Annotated in this window: 19 protein-coding genes; all 19 read left to right on the plus strand. The window is 33.4% G+C overall.

The genetic code is table 11. The features are described 5' to 3' along the window. The coding region (locus tag LJD34_RS05910) for a SpaA isopeptide-forming pilin-related protein (protein WP_227359411.1) at positions 1-339 on the plus strand (339 nt) is incomplete at its 5' end. A gap of 156 nt (positions 340-495) precedes the next feature. Further along, positions 496-1434, plus strand: a complete 939-nt coding sequence (locus tag LJD34_RS05915; protein WP_227359412.1) for a DNA adenine methylase — start codon at positions 496-498, stop codon at positions 1432-1434. Beyond that, positions 1418-1831, plus strand: a complete 414-nt coding sequence (locus tag LJD34_RS05920; protein ID WP_227359413.1) for a hypothetical protein — start codon at positions 1418-1420, stop codon at positions 1829-1831. The genes LJD34_RS05915 and LJD34_RS05920 overlap by 17 nt, the downstream gene beginning before the upstream one ends. Positions 1832-1845: 14 nt before the next feature. Further along, complete coding sequence (locus LJD34_RS05925) at positions 1846-2190, plus strand: DUF3852 domain-containing protein (protein ID WP_022001033.1); 345 nt, start codon at positions 1846-1848, stop codon at positions 2188-2190. Between the two features lie 44 nt (positions 2191-2234). Then, complete coding sequence (locus LJD34_RS05930) at positions 2235-3053, plus strand: conjugal transfer protein TrbL family protein (protein ID WP_412531082.1); 819 nt, start codon at positions 2235-2237, stop codon at positions 3051-3053. A gap of 55 nt (positions 3054-3108) precedes the next feature. Continuing rightward, a complete protein-coding gene (locus tag LJD34_RS05935; RefSeq protein ID WP_106988547.1) occupies positions 3109-3501 on the plus strand; it encodes a hypothetical protein in 393 nt (130 codons plus the stop codon). 1 nt (position 3502) lies between these two features. Then, entirely contained in the window at positions 3503-3817 is a 315-nt protein-coding gene (locus LJD34_RS05940; RefSeq protein WP_022001030.1) for a hypothetical protein, read from the plus strand. Then, a complete protein-coding gene (locus LJD34_RS05945) occupies positions 3817-4440 on the plus strand; it encodes a hypothetical protein (RefSeq protein WP_052010810.1) in 624 nt (207 codons plus the stop codon). Before LJD34_RS05940 ends, LJD34_RS05945 begins: the two co-directional genes overlap by 1 nt. Further along, the gene (locus LJD34_RS05950) at positions 4430-6277 is read left to right on the plus strand and encodes a VirB4 family type IV secretion system protein (protein ID WP_227359415.1); all 1848 of its coding nucleotides are present in this window, start codon (positions 4430-4432) and stop codon (positions 6275-6277) included. The genes LJD34_RS05945 and LJD34_RS05950 overlap by 11 nt, the downstream gene beginning before the upstream one ends. 14 nt (positions 6278-6291) lie before the next feature. Then, positions 6292-7281, plus strand: coding sequence for an amidoligase family protein (locus LJD34_RS05955; RefSeq protein WP_227359416.1), 990 nt, complete (start codon positions 6292-6294; stop codon positions 7279-7281). A 17-nt stretch (positions 7282-7298) separates the two neighbouring features. Further along, complete coding sequence (locus LJD34_RS05960) at positions 7299-7790, plus strand: gamma-glutamylcyclotransferase family protein (protein ID WP_227359417.1); 492 nt, start codon at positions 7299-7301, stop codon at positions 7788-7790. Next, positions 7790-8863 carry a C40 family peptidase gene (locus LJD34_RS05965; protein WP_227359418.1) on the plus strand — a complete coding sequence of 358 codons (1074 nt, stop codon included), beginning with the start codon at positions 7790-7792 and terminating at the stop codon, positions 8861-8863. Before LJD34_RS05960 ends, LJD34_RS05965 begins: the two co-directional genes overlap by 1 nt. A gap of 2 nt (positions 8864-8865) precedes the next feature. Next, positions 8866-9273 (plus strand): hypothetical protein, encoded by a 408-nt coding sequence (locus LJD34_RS05970; protein WP_227359419.1) that lies wholly within the window; start codon positions 8866-8868, stop codon positions 9271-9273. 13 nt (positions 9274-9286) lie between these two features. Then, complete coding sequence (locus LJD34_RS05975) at positions 9287-9895, plus strand: DUF4314 domain-containing protein (RefSeq protein WP_117844942.1); 609 nt, start codon at positions 9287-9289, stop codon at positions 9893-9895. 2 nt (positions 9896-9897) lie between these two features. Continuing rightward, a complete protein-coding gene (locus LJD34_RS05980; RefSeq protein WP_117576125.1) occupies positions 9898-10128 on the plus strand; it encodes a hypothetical protein in 231 nt (76 codons plus the stop codon). Positions 10129-11117: 989 nt separating this feature from the next. Further along, the gene (locus LJD34_RS05985; RefSeq protein ID WP_032089689.1) at positions 11118-11516 is read left to right on the plus strand and encodes a ribbon-helix-helix domain-containing protein; all 399 of its coding nucleotides are present in this window, start codon (positions 11118-11120) and stop codon (positions 11514-11516) included. 60 nt (positions 11517-11576) lie between these two features. Continuing rightward, entirely contained in the window at positions 11577-11870 is a 294-nt protein-coding gene (locus tag LJD34_RS05990; protein WP_022001019.1) for a hypothetical protein, read from the plus strand. A gap of 54 nt (positions 11871-11924) precedes the next feature. Continuing rightward, positions 11925-13868, plus strand: a complete 1944-nt coding sequence (gene mobP3, locus LJD34_RS05995) for a MobP3 family relaxase (protein ID WP_227359420.1) — start codon at positions 11925-11927, stop codon at positions 13866-13868. A gap of 135 nt (positions 13869-14003) precedes the next feature. Beyond that, positions 14004-15629 (plus strand): DUF3991 domain-containing protein, encoded by a 1626-nt coding sequence (locus tag LJD34_RS06000; protein ID WP_117832925.1) that lies wholly within the window; start codon positions 14004-14006, stop codon positions 15627-15629.

The raw sequence follows: 15629 nt of genomic DNA on the forward strand, positions 1-15629 counted from the left end.
GGAGCTAAACTTACCTTAAAAGACAAGGAAACAGGTGAAGTAGTTGAATCATGGATTTCTGGAAAAGAACCACATCGAATCGAAGGATTAACTGTTTCAAAAACTTATGTGCTTCATGAAGATTTAGCACCAGCAGGTTACAATGTTGCAAGTGATGTTGAATTTACAATCTCTGATACAGGAGAAGTTCAAAAAGTAGTTATGAAAGATGAAGCAAAACCTGTTGTTGTAAAAACAGGTGATGATACAGACTATAAATCATTGAGTGCGTTACTAATTGCCAGTGGATTATTAATTGCAGCAGTGATCTGTAAAATCAAAAGAGGTAAAGATGAATAGGAATCAGAAGGTAATGTTTATGTTGTTAGTCATTTTCATTACCTATTTTCTTTACATTGTCTATAAATACTGGATTGCAGATATCGAATGGTTTTCATTCAAGAGTATCTGTCTGTAACAAAGAAAAATGATTTTGAAGGAGGTGATGACTATAAGATGAAAATGAACAGTTTGATTTCATGGGTAGGTGGAAAGAAGTCTATTAGAGATCTGATCTATGCAAGATTTCCACAAAGCTATGGAAGATATATTGAAGTGTTTGGTGGAGGAGGGTGGGTACTGTTTGGAAAAAAGCCAGATAAGTTTGAGGTCTATAATGACTTCAATAACAACCTTTCAAATATGTTTGCGGTTGTAAGAGATCAGCCATTGGCTTTTATTCAGGAACTTGGTTATCTTCCTGAAAACGGAAGAAATATCTTTAATCTTTATAAAGAAATTATAACCAAGCAAAGAGTGGAAGATAAATTTTTACAGGAAGAAATGGAAAAGGTAAAGGTTTATTTTACCGAACTTCAGCAAGAAGAAATCATGGAAATCATGAAGCAAGAACGAATTGAAAAACAGGATGTAAAACTTGCTGTTGCATTTTTTAAGCTTGTCAGATATTCCTATGGTTCAGGGTGTAAAACTTTTGGATGTCGACCTTACGATGTGCGTAAAGCATTTAATACGGTCTGGCAAATCAGCGATAGATTAGCAAATACAGTTATAGAAAACAAGGATTTTGAGGCACTGATTATTCAATATGATCGATCAGATGCCTTTTTTTATTTGGATCCTCCCTACTATGAAACGGAAGGACATTATTCTGTCGTATTCACAAAGGAAGATCACATTCGCTTAAGGGATACCTTAAAGAAAATACAGGGGAAGTTCCTGCTTTCCTATAATGACTGTGAATTTATACGAGATCTGTACAAGGATTTTTATATTGAAGGATTTTCAAGAATCAACAATATGGCTCTTCGTTATGATAAGAGTTCACAGTTTCCAGAAGTGTTGATTTCCAATTACAATCCTATGAAGAATTCAGGAATACAGAAACAGCTTGATTTATTTGAGCAGGATGGAGGTGATGAAAGTGATGAATGAGTATCAGATGAAACTTGAGGAAGGGAATAAAGTGACCCTTCCTGAAAGTTTAGTTAACAAGTTGCTGTTAAGAAAAGGTGAAACAGTCTGTTTGATTCAGGAAGATGGTATCAAGGACAAGTGCTTTAAAGTAACTGCAGAAAATGAAAAAGAACTGTTCGATGAAGATTTTTACTGCATTCCCAAAAGGGTATTTGATATGTGTCATTTGGACTATGAAAGTATTCAGATCATTGTTGAACAGGGACAAATGGTCATTACCAATCCACAGTATGTGTTGAGTTATTTAGGAAAAGATATGATTACCTGTCTTTTAAAGCAAAATGTGGATTTAGGATTATTTGCAAAGGATCTTGTAGATTTATTAAATGAACAGACAATCGAAGAAGCTGTTTAGAAAAGGAGGAAACAATGGTACAAATTTTAAAGAATAAAAAAGTAAAGGTCATTATCTGTTTGATGATTATCTTAATAATGCTTGTATTAACAATGAAACAGTCTTATGCGGCAGGAGATGTTTCAAGTGTTATCCAGCAGGCTTGGAAACAAATGGAGTCGCAGATTAAAAATATTGTCAACAATGTTGTGTTTCCTGTTATTGATATCATACTTGCTGTCTTTTTCTTTGCTAAACTTGCAATGGCATATTTTGATTACAGAAAACAAGGACAGTTTGATTGGACAACACCAGCAATACTGTTTGCGTGTTTAACATTTTCCTTGATTGCACCAAACTATATCTGGAAAGTCCTATAGAGGAATAGATTATGTTTTTATGGGATTTTGTCGCAGATAAGGTCATGGGTCAGATCGTTGATTGGATCTACAGTAAGCTACTTGAATTTTTAGGTGAATTCTTTGGCATGATGGGATCAATGGGAGCAGATCTGTTTGACTATGACTTTGTAAGAGCCATTATTGAACTGTTTAGACTTTTTGGATGGGCGCTGTTTGTTTCAGGAATGGTCGTTACAGTATTTGAAATTGCTGTTGAATATCAAAATGGTCGTGGCAGTATCAAAGATGCCTGTCTTAATGCTATGAAAGGGTTTATGGCTGTGTCTTTGTTTACTGTATTGCCAGTAGAATTGTATAAATTCTGTATTTCTTTACAGGTAACCATGTCCAATGGACTTGCTAAACTTGTAGGAAGTCAATCTGTAGGTGATTCAGCAATTAAGTCACTGTCATATATGCAAAAGCTGTCGCTTGGAACGGTATTGCTTATCTTTTTGCTGATTATGATGGGCTATTCCATTATCAAAGTGTTCTTCGCAAATCTAAAAAGAGGAGGTATCCTTTTAGTAATGATTGCAGTAGGATCGCTTTATATGTTTTCAATTGTGCGTGGCTATACAGATGGTTTTATTCAATGGTGCAAGCAGATCATTGGTATATGTCTTACTGCATTTTTACAGGCAGTCATTTTAATTGCAGGTCTGGGTGTTATGAAAGAAAACTGTCTTTTAGGAATCGGCTTGATACTGGCAGCAAGTGAAATTCCACGAATTGCAGGACAGTTTGGACTTGATACAAGCATGAAAGCAAATATCATGTCTACTGTTTATGCGGCTCAGTCAGCTATGAATATTACAAAAACAATTATGAACAGAAGCTAATAATCATCTTGCATTTTTCCTGCTTATTTGGTATTTCTGTTGTAGGAGGTACAGCATGACTATCGAAGAACTGAAAAAATATAAATGGTTTGTTGCAACATGCAAGTATGAAGGTATCGTTGGGAAAAAGCATTGTTTTACATATGATGTTGATAATTTAAATACAAATTTGTTAAGTGGAATGATTTTAGTTGATGATGAACTTGTAAAAGAAACAGAAGAAAAGGGTGTCTGGCAGGACTGTGTTTTTGATGCGATTTGTGATGAAAAAGTTCAAATCGTACAGCAATGTTCAAAGCCAATCATTCTTTATGAAGAAGTTCCAGAATATGATGAGTGGGTGAATCTGTTATTGTATCGCTATCTTGAACAGCATTATTATGAAAAGAAATGGATGACCTATATACAGGTCGATAGAAAAATGAATGATGAAATGAGGTTGAACTAAAATGTATATGTATCCCGATAATTTAAAAGGGAAGGCAACATTATGGCTATGGTATTTAAGAGATATTGGAATCGTAGGTGTGGGGGCAATCATTGGAGTGATTGCCATTTCTCATGCCAATTTTTATATGCCAATGGCATTAGTAGGGTGCTATGCTTTTTTAACTATCCGTATGGCTGATACCAGTATCTTTGATTTTTTATCATATGCCTTTGCCTTCTTTATATTTTCACAACAGCTATATAAATGGCATTTTACAGGTGAAATAAAAACACCCTTGAATACAGAAAACAGGAAAAAGAAATGGAGGCTATGATGAAAAGAAAGAAGAAAACAGAGAAGAAAGATACCGTGAAAAAGAAAACAAAGAAAAATAAAAAAGTATCCAGTACAAGGATGCTGATCAATACTAAGACGATTACCGATTACAGTTTAAAACTGTTTAATGGAGAGGAAGTCGTCTTTTTTGTTGTTCAGCCACAAAATCTTTCTGTTATGTCAAAAGAAAACATAGGTGCAAAGATATTTGCACTTACAAATGTTGTAAAAGGACTAAATGATATTGAAATTATCTGTCTGAACAGTCGAGATAATTTTGAAGAAAACAAATATTTTCTGAAAAAAAGAATTCAGGAAGAAACAGAAGAAGTTGTTATCAAGCTTCTTAAAGAAGATCTGTATCATTTGGATAAGATTCAAACACAGACAGCAACAGCACGACTTTTCCTGATCGCTGTTCGTATAAAACCTGATGATCAGTTAGAAGTACATTCTTTGATCCATCGTATTGAAAAACTCATTCGTATGCAAAATATCTCTGTAACACGAGCAGACAAGGAAATGATTAAAAGAATGTTGGCTGTCTATTTTGAACAGAATGTTACAACAAGTCAGTTTGAAGATTATGATGGAAAGAGGTGGTATGATGGTGTTCAATAAATTATTTGGTAAATTCAAAAAGGCTGAAGTTGAAGATGAAGAAGAAATCAAAGTGCAGGATTATCTTGATATGATTGCACCTTCAACAATACGTTTCTATACAGAATATTTTATTTGTGGCAACAGCTACAGAAGTGTCTGGGCATTACGAGAGTATCCAACCTCTACAGATGAACAGGCACTTTTACGTTATATGGGTGAAAAAGACGGAGTCACCTTGCATATTTATGCCAGACAGGTCACTTCTGCAGAAGAAAAGAAGATCATTGGAAATGCAGCTAATAAAAACAGGCTCAGACAAAGCAATACGCAAGATCTAAAAGAAACAGTAACTGCTCAAAGCAATCTTAATGATGTTATTGAGCTGATTGCCAATATGCATCGAAACAGAGAACCACTTGTTCACTGTGCTGTTTATTTTGAGTTGATTGCTGACAGCTATGATGAGCTTAAACTTATTCAGACTGAAATGATGACAGAACTTGTACGAAGCAAGTTGAATGTTGATCGTCTTCTTTTAAGACAGAAAGAAGGATTTCTAGCGGTTATTCCATCGGGCTATGATGGATTCAAGGAGCAGTTTGAACGTGTTCTTCCAGCATCGAGTGTTGCAAATCTTTTTCCATTTAACTATTCAGGTAAGACAGATCCGCATGGAATCTATATAGGTCACGATAAATTTGGAAGCAATATTATTGTTGATTTCAATGAAAGAAGTGACGACAGAACAAATGCCAATGCTCTTATTCTTGGAAATTCAGGACAGGGAAAATCGTATCTTTTAAAACTTTTACTGTTGAATTTGAGAGAACAGGGAATGTCTTTAATAACGCTAGATCCTGAACATGAATATGAAGAAGTAACCCATAATCTTGGCGGTGTTTTTATTGATATGATGGCAGGACGATATATCATTAATGTTCTTGAACCAAAACAATGGTCAGAGGATATAGAAGATTCAGGTGAAGATGATGTTCCTGTTGCATTCAAACAATCAACGGTTCTTGCACAGCATATTTCCTTTTTAAAGGATTTTTTCAAGACATATAAGGCGTTTACAGAGGAGCAAATCGATACGTTAGAAATTATGCTGGTAAAGGTCTATCAAAGGTTCAACATTAATGAAAAGACAGATCTTAGTGTTCTAGAACATGATGACTACCCTATATTGAGTGATCTCTATGATTACATTGATGAAGAATACAAACATTACAACACAAACAGAAATAACATTTATACAAGAGAATCACTGCGAGAAATACTACTTTTATTAAATTCAATATGTGTGGGAAGTGACAGTCGTTTCTTTAATGGGCATACCAATATTCATTCACAAAAGGTTGTGACTTTTGGCGTTAAGGATCTTTTGCAGGCAAATAAGTCTTTAAAAGATGCGATGCTTTTTAATATTCTTTCCTATATGTCCAATGAACTGTTGAAAAGAGGATATACGGTAGCTTCAATTGATGAACTTTATCTTTTTTTAACGAATACAACAGCAGTAGAATACATTAGAAATTTTATGAAGCGTGTTCGAAAGAAGGAAAGTTCTGTTATTTTAGCTTCTCAAAATCTGGAAGATTTCAATATTGAAGGAATCAGAGAACTAACAAAACCATTGTTTTCAATACCAACACATACGTTCCTGTTCAATGCAGGAAATACGGATGCAAGGTTTTATATCGATACGTTACAGCTTGAAGAAAGTGAATATGAACTTATTAAATATCCGCAAAGAGGTGCCTGTCTTTATAAATGTGGAAGTGAAAGATACAACCTTATTGTTCATGCACCAGATTATAAATCAAAACTGTTTGGTGATAAAGGCGGAAGATAGGATGATGAATATCCATGAAAAGTCAGCGTTTTGGAATAGAAATAGAAATGACGGGCTTAACAAGAAGAAGCGCTGCTTTGATTATTGCTAAACATTTTGATACAGGTTTTAGGCATGAACGTGGTGTATATGATACCTATTCTGTTTGTGATCAAGACGGAAGAAAATGGAAAATTGTACGAGATGCCAGTATTACACCACAATGTGGAAATCGATTTGATTATGATCCTGATTATAAAGTTGAGGTTGTTTCGCCTATCTGTCATTATGAAGATATTGAAACGATACAGAGCATTGTTCGTGAATTAAGAAGGAATGGTCATGCTAAAGTCAATGAAAGCTGTGGGATTCACATTCATGTGGATGCTTCAAAACACACTGCCAGATCATTAAGAAATATAGCAAATATTATGTATTCAAAAGAGGATCTTATCTTTAAAGCTTTAAAGGTAAGACCGCAAAGAGAAGTACGATTCTGTAAGAAAATAGATGATGATTTTTTAGAAATGCTCAATCGAAAAAAGCCAAAAGATATTGAGGAAGTTGAAAATCTCTGGTATGACGGAAATACCAGCAGAAAATACGAACACTATGATGATTCGAGGTATCATGCCTTAAATTTTCATAGTGTTTTTTCAAAAGGAACAATAGAATTTCGGATGTTTAACGGAACACTTCATGCAGGTGAAATCAAGACCTATATCCAGTTTTGTTTGGCAATATCTCATCAGGCATTGGTTCAAAATAAGGCAAGCAGAGTTAAGACACATTCGTCTAATGAGAAATATACGTTCAGGACTTGGCTTTTACGACTTGGACTTATTGGCGATGAATTTAAAACAGCACGACATCATCTTTTAAAAAATCTAGATGGATGTATTGCATGGAAAGATCCACAACAGGCAGTTATGCAAAGAGAAAGATTGCAAAGTGCACAGGAAACAAATAATGAAGCATTGGAAGATGTTCGAGAAGAAATTGGAATGCACATGCAACAGATGTAAAGGAGGAACAGAAAAAGATGAAATATTATGTGGCTTATGGCAGTAATTTAAACAGGGAGCAGATGGCACACAGATGTCCAGATGCTAAACTGGTTGGAACAGGTATGTTGTCAAATTATGAAATGGTGTTTAGAGGAAATAAAAGCAATGCAGTTGCGACTGTAGAACCAAAAAAGGGAATGGAAGTACCTGTAGGTATTTGGGAAATTTCAGAAAACGATGAGCATTTCCTTGATCGCTATGAAGGTTATCCACACCTCTACGAAAAGAAAAATTTAAGAATTTCTAATGGAACAATTACAACTGAGGCGATGGTTTATGTGATGAATGATGGTTATGAATATGGAGTACCAGGTAAGGAATACTATGAAATAATCAAGCAAGGATATAAAGACTGTTCTCTTGATGAAAAGTATTTAGATGAGGCTGTTAAAAAAATGAAAGAAGCTGTTTTAAATCAAACAGAAGCAGCAATGTATCCTTATGGTTATAGAGATGTCAGACAGTAATGAAAACAAAACTTATAAAGTTAGCTCTGTCTTTTTTTAGCAGTGATGATGGCAGGAAGTTTGTCAGAAATGTAGCTGTTGTTATTGTTTCACCATTTGTTGCTATTACTGTTTTAATTGGTGCTATTTTTTCAGATGGTATTTCATTCAATCACAATCTTGTAACGGATCTGTTTGAAGGCAATCCAATTAGTGAACTTACAGGTGAAATGAAGCAATATGTTCAGGAAATACAGGATGGACTTGTGTTGATTGACAGCCATATTGACAAAATTAATCAGACTTTTACAAATGGATCATCACTTAATGTTTATCAGGTCAAAGGCTATTTTATTGGTTATATGGTTTCTTCACAGCATAAGGTATTTTCAGATGAAATGGCAAAAGCATGGGTCAATAGTTTTACAGAGGGTGAAGAAGTCAAAGTCCCTACTTCTGTAAACGCCGTCATCTATGCCAGTCTAGAAAAGAACCTGAATGAAAAACTGCTGAAAGATACAAAAAAGTCAATGGAAACCTGTTATGGTGCATTGATTGGAAATGACGGAAAAACAGTCACAACACTTTCCAAAGAGCAGATGGATGAACTGATTAAAAATATGCCTGAAGATACAAGTGAAATCAGAAAGAAAATAGTGATGCAGGCTGCGGATGCTGTTGGAAAGATACCTTATTACTGGGGTGGTTCTGCCAAGTGTGCAGGATATGATGGTAATGATTTTGGAGTAACTGTTGCTCCAGACAGCAAAGGAAGAAATAAAAAAGGACTGGACTGTTCACATTTTGTAGACTGGGTCTATTGGACTGTTATGAACAATAATCTTGGCAATACAAATACATCAGGACAGATAAAAATGTGCAAGAAAATAGCAAAGCAAGATCTCAAAGCGGGTGATCTTGCCTTTTTAATTAACAAATCAGGAAAGACAACTCATGTGGGAATCTATGCAGGAAAGAATGCAAAAGGTGAAGCTGTGTGGATACATGAAAACAGTAACGACAGCAATGTTGCCATGAATACTGTGTCTTACTGGAGTGGTTATTACAGACTGAATATGATGGAAGGACGATAGCAATGAATGAACAAAATGAATTTATAAAGAACTACTTGCATACAGAATATGTTGGCTGTTTAAAAACAGATCATGAAAAATGTATAGATCTTCAGTATGAAGAAATTGGAAACTTTGTACAGAATGCAGGGATGTTTGGTAATCTTGAAATCTCTATAAAGCATAATGGCTTGGTACTGTTTGATACAAATGGTATTTATATCAACAAGGTGTTTCCTAATACAGAATATTCCAGAGATTATCTTATGGAACTTATCAATTCTGTTGCGATGCAACTTCAAAGTGATTTCGATGATGGAGATATAGGACATCCAATAGGCAAAGTCAATGAGTTTATTAAAGAGAACTTTCAAGTTGATCTGTTGAATCTTGAACAGGAAAATAAAGTAAATTTTAGTTTGCAAATGTAAGGAGGTGAGGAAAGTGAATCAAGATAAAATTAAGGAAATCAAACAGAAATATCCAAAGGGAACAAGGATCATGCTCAATTCTATGGACGATCCTCACCATCCTGTACCCTCTGGAACATTAGGAACTGTAGAAACAGTTGATGATATTGGAACAATCCATATGAAGTGGGATAATGGACAAAGTTTAGGTCTTATCGTAGGTGAAGACAGCTTCTATGTTATTGAAAGTGTTCAAAATCAAGAGAAAATACGAGAAGCCGATGAAAAAATACGTGTACTCGTTGTTGAGCCGATGAAAGAACCAAAGGTTGAATATATAGAAAATACATTGGATGATATGCAAAAAGTTGTTGGTGGTCTGATTGAAGAAATCGACTTGGATAATAATACTGTTCTTGTCTGTAACGAGGAAGGAAAACTCATGAATTTACAGGCAAACAGACGTGTTGGCAGAGATGTTATTGCTGGCACTTTTTTTATTGCAGGAGATGATGGATCAGAAGATCTAGTTTCTTTAACCGATGAACAGGTCAATGAATATAAAGAAAGATTTCATGAATTAGAAGAAATCGAGCAGCAAGAAGTGTTTGAAAAAATTGAAATAACGATAAGGGGGTTTTAAAAATGGCTAAACAAAAAGAGATAAAAATAAAATATCCTGAAGCAAGAGTTCGAGCAATCAACTCAAACCTTGCAAAGAAAAATACAACACTTGAAGTAGAAATTATGGAAAGCTTGAATCAAATCTATAAAAAGCACGTCAAACCAGAGGTTAGAGAATTCATTGAAGAATTAGAAGGAGATGAACCTGTCGTTAGTAAAAAGCCTAGAACGATCATTGAGGAACATCCGTAAATCAATGTATCAAGGAGTGTTTGGCGGTAAATTTTGATCGTGTGCGCTTTTTATAGAAATATGGAATAAGTATGCCAATTTTATTTGTTTAAAAACGTGTGCCCTTATTTTAAAGATTTTTAAAAACAGATGGATAGAATATCCAATTTGGATTGAAAAATAAGGGCAATTTTTAAGTATGTGGCGTGTGCAGGTTAAAGAAGCGACGTCGCTTCACCTTACAACAACGGGCAATGCCCGTTGTTTCAAAGAAGTTCACAAAAGAAAAACAACGTCATTATTGAAGACAGTGCGTCAATAGTGGCGTTGCATATTAAATGTTCTCCTATAAACAACAGGAGATAACAGGTCGTCAAAAACAGCGTAAGCAGAATTTTGACGAAAAATGTAGTTTGAAAATATGTGATATGTTATAATCATAAATGGAACAGCCGTATACGGTAGGTGGTTATCCTTGGTCGTCATGACGAAGGTACGCAATCCTTCGAAATTCACATTCCTAGAAGTTTTGGGAAAATCTGAAAAACGGAGGTGATGCGCAATGACAACATATGAAACAGTCATGGTGGTGTTAACAGCGTTAGCATTTATTGTGTCTATTATAGGAATCATTGTAAAGTTACTTCTTATCATTATAGATAAAAGTGCAAAAAAATAACTACCTCACCCTCTGGAAAAGTATGAGTTAGTTATTTTAACAAAAATACAAAATCCAAGGACAACCGCTTACTGGCAGTTCCTTTTTTCAACTACATTATAGTTTATACAAAACTGAAAGTCAATATACTAGTTCGTCAGTAAATGCATACCTACAGTATATCTACTGTATAGCTACGGGAATTTATGATTGCTTGTAAATTCAAGAATATTTGATGAAAAAATGAATGTAAAATTGTAATTAGAATGATGAAATTTATAAATTTAAAATTATATATAATAGAGAAAAACGGATGCAGATGTATCCTTTTTTTGTTGGAGGAAAATAAAATGTGAATAAGAAAAGAACAACGATCTGGCTAAGTCAAGATGTGATGGACAGACTGGATGAAATGACAAAAACGGATGACAGTAAAAGTCGAAGTGAGTTTATTGAAAGAGCAATTAAGTTTTATGATGGTTACAATCGCTCAACGTTGGAAAATCAGTATTTGCCTGTTGCTATTTCAAGTGCAGTTCAAGGAACTGTTAAATCAAGTGAAGATCGTATTTCAAAATTGCTTTATAAAAATACAGTAGAGCTTTCAATGGTTATGAATGTTCTTTCAGCAATAGCTGATGTTGATAATGATACTCTAAAAAAATTAAGAGTGAAATGTATGAATGAAGTTAAAGCAACCAATGGCAAGATAAGTTTTGAAGAAATAAATAAATATCAAAAAGGTTCCTGATTCATAATAGCTATATAAAAACTGTTGTGATAGTATGTCGTCTAGAAAGGAATGATCTACATGTCAAAACAGGATGAATTTATAAAACAACTTTATTATGGAGATGACTTATTCTATGAAAATACTAGAAAAGATTCTTCAAAAAAATGTGAGTTAAATAAAATAAGAGATGAAATTCATAAAAAAATTATGAAGGCATTGATACAGGTATATGGCGAGGAAGAAGCAAACAAAATAAATGAAGAATGGATAGGATGTTCATCAGAAATAGAAATTGAAAATGAAATAGTTATTTTTAAAGAGGCATTGTATTTGGGATATGATCTTGCAGATGTATTTTTTAATAGAAGATAGGAAGTATATGTTAGGAAACTTTAAAAAGGTTTCCTTTTTTATTTGGTAAATATTATGGTAAGAGTTATTGTTAAGTCAGGATATATGAAAGGTAAAAGTCATAAAGAATATTATGTGAATTATATCGCTACTAGAGAAGGTGTAGAAAAGTTTAAAAGTGATTATGGAAATATGAAGGCAACAAAGAAACAGCAGAAACTTATTCAACAGCTTATAAAGGATTATCCAACTGCAACAGGAATGTTTGAATATAATGATTTCAAAGAAAATCCAACAAGAGAAAATGCCAGTGAATTTATATCGAGTGTAATTGATAGTAATCTTGATGATATTACAACAAAAGAAAATTATATAGATTATATTTCACATCGTCCTAGAGTAGAAAAACTTGGTGAGCATGGTTTGTTTTCAGATGCAGGTCTTCAATTTGAACTGAATGATGTTGTCAAAGAAATAGGAGAACATGAAGGCAACGTCTGGACACATATCATTTCTATAAAAAGAGAGGATGCTACCCGTTTAGGCTTTGATTCAGTTCAAAGCTGGATGTCACTTTGTCAGGAAAAAAGAAATGATCTGGCAAAGGCAATGAAGATAGATCCGAACAATCTCAAATGGTTTGCTGCTTTTCATAATGAAGGTCATCATCCTCATATTCATATGGTTGTCTATTCAAAGAATCCTAAAGAGGGTTATTTAACTAAAAAAGGAATAGAGTCAATCAGAAAACAGTATGCTGGAAGTATTTTTAAAAATGATCTTTTACATATTTATGAAAATCAGACTGCCAATCGAGATGAAATAAAAAAATACAGTAAAGAAAAAGTCGTTGAAATTTTAAATGGAATGGATCATGAACATTTTGACAGTTCACAGATTTTTAATGACCTTTTAAAACTCAAAATGAGCTTGAAAGATTATCATGGAAGAATGATGTATGCATATATTCCAAAGGAATCAAAGCAGATTATCAACGATATTTTAAGAGAACTTGAAAAGGATGAAAATATTGCACAGCTATATGAACAATGGTATCTGTATAAACAACAAGTCAATGAGACATATAATGACACTGTCCTTGAACGTTTACTACTTCTTGAACAAAAAGAATTTAAAAGCATCAAGAATATGATTTTAAATATGGTCATGCAGGATTTTGAAGATATTCATAATTTCGGCAATAGTGAATTGGATGATGTGACTAATGAAACAGGTATGGAATTTAATGAAGAAAATAGTTTGTTAGAAGAATATAAAATAAGGCGTGACTATAAAAAAATAGGTGATATCAATTTAGCAATTAAAAACAATGAATTTGAAATGATTTCAGAAAGTATAGAATGGCTTGAAAAATGTGAACTTCCATTAGCTAAATATATACTTGGTAAAATCTATCATGATGGATTCTATGTAGATCGTGATTTGGATAAGGCAATAGAATGTTATAAACAAAGTGGTGATAACAAATTTGCTTATAACCGACTAGCAAATATCTATAGGGAATTAGGAGATAATGATTTGTATGTTCATTATCTTTATCAGTCGGCAAATGAAAATTTTTCAGTAGCACAATTTAAAATTGGTAAAATTCTTGTTGAAGGTGAAGTTACTGAAAAGAATGTAGAGCAAGGAATTTATTATTTGAATAAAGCTTGTGAATATAGAAATGAATATGCACAGTATTATTTAGGCAAAATGTACCTTTTAGGAAAAGATGTTGAAAAGGATAAAGAGAGAGCTATAAAACTATTAACATTGGCCGCTGAAAATGGAAATGAATACGCTCAATATTTTTTAGATCATATAGATGATATAAAAGAAGTTCCATTAAGTATGATGACAACAAGAATGTTTCGTCATATTGGAAGAATCATTGAAAATGAGTTGCCAATAAGGAATACCATTCTTACAGGAGTCGAACATAAACTCAAACAGAAATTAATAAGAAAACGAAGTGCAACGGGACATAGAGAAGATGATCATTCACTTCGTTTTTAATTTGAAGAAAAAGGTGAAAGATATGAAGGATAAAATTAAAAGTATTAAGCATATACAAAAAGATGAGTCTATGAAAGTAAAGTCAATCAAAGGCAAAAAGCAAAATAAAAAGAAAAAAGCAAGGAGGCATCAGTAATGGCACGAATGTTCAGTGAAGAACAGATTGCAATGGCTAATTCAGTTGATATTGCATCTTTTCTTCAAATGCAAGGTGAAGCACTCATAAAATCAGGAAAGGATATGAGATGGGCAAGGCATACAAGTATTACTGTAAGAGGTAATCGCTTTTATGATTGGAAGGCAGAAGCAGGTGGTTATCCAATAGCGTTTGTTCAAAGATATTTTAACTATAATTTTAAACAGGCTGTGGAATTTCTTCTATCCAATGTGGGTGATCTTCAAATGTCAGTTCCTTATGAAAAAACTGAGAAGGCAGAATTTAAACTTCCTGAAAAAAATGAAACTTTAAACAGGGTCTATGGATATCTTTTGAAAACAAGATTTCTTGATAAGGAAGTCATTGATGAATTTGTAAGAAAAGGTTTGATCTACGAAGATAAGGAATATCACAATGCTGTATTTGTTGGTTTGGATGAAAATGGTGTGGCTCGTCATGGGCATAAAAGAGGTACTGCAACTTATGGTAAAAATCAGTCATTTAGAGGAAATATAGAAGGCTCTGATCCATTATATCCGTTTCATTATAAAGGATCATCCAACAAGGTTTATGTTTTTGAAGCACCTATTGATATGCTTTCCTATATTTCTTTAAACAAAGCGAATTGGATGGAAAACAGTTATATTGCTTTGAATGGACTTTCTAAAATAGGACTGGATCATTTTTTAGATGTTCACCCAAATATTAATAAAATTTATTTGTGTCTGGATCATGATATTGCAGGTATCGAAGGAGCAGAGAGAATAAGTGATTTTCTAAATGAAAAAGGCAGTTACACTATTTCATGTATTCGAGCAAGAAATAAAGATTTTAATGAAGATCTGAAAGAACAAAATAATGTTGAATTTATTAAATCAACGGACAGTCCCAAATATCAGGAAGCAATGAAATATGTTTCAAATATCAAAAGTGATTTTAAAACAATTGTAAAAGACAAATTTCAAGAAGATGAATTTGATTCGCTTTTTGCCAAGTTTTATTATTCTTTTAATGGAAAAGAACCACGAGATGATTTTAAGTTTCAGGCACAGTTGGATAGACTTTTAAAAATGACAATGATCCATGAGCATTCTCTTTTAGGATTCTCTCATCCATTATCAGATAATTCACCAGTCTGGTCATATTTAAAACAGGATTATAGAAGTTATAGGGACAATGGCAATACAAAAAAGATGTTTGAAAATGTTTGTCAGTCAGTAGCTGACTATAAAAACTGTGTTAAAGAAAATAACAGAAATAATCTAGTAAAGGCTTGTAGAAATTTATCTGCAGGTCTTTTTTATATGGATGTTCATTATAGAAGGGAGATTTATAAAGCTATGGAAAATAAACAGGCATATGGTCTTCTTGAAGAAGAACGACCAAAGGCAAAGATGATAGGTGAAGATGGAAATATTTTTAATCTTATGGGTATTGCCTCAAGAACATTGAAAAGTGCAGGGTATGAAGAAAAAGCCAACGAGATGTTTGAAAGAATAACTTTCAATGCGAAAAGCTATGATGAGGCTTTGAATATTATCAGTGAATATGTTGAACCAGTTGAAAATTATGAGGAGTCTTTTCAAATGAAAGGATTTGAATGA

It is taken from the genome of Faecalibacillus sp. MSK20_93, from assembly GCF_020589945.1.
Classification (GTDB): domain Bacteria; phylum Bacillota_I; class Bacilli_A; order Erysipelotrichales; family Coprobacillaceae; genus Faecalibacillus; species Faecalibacillus intestinalis.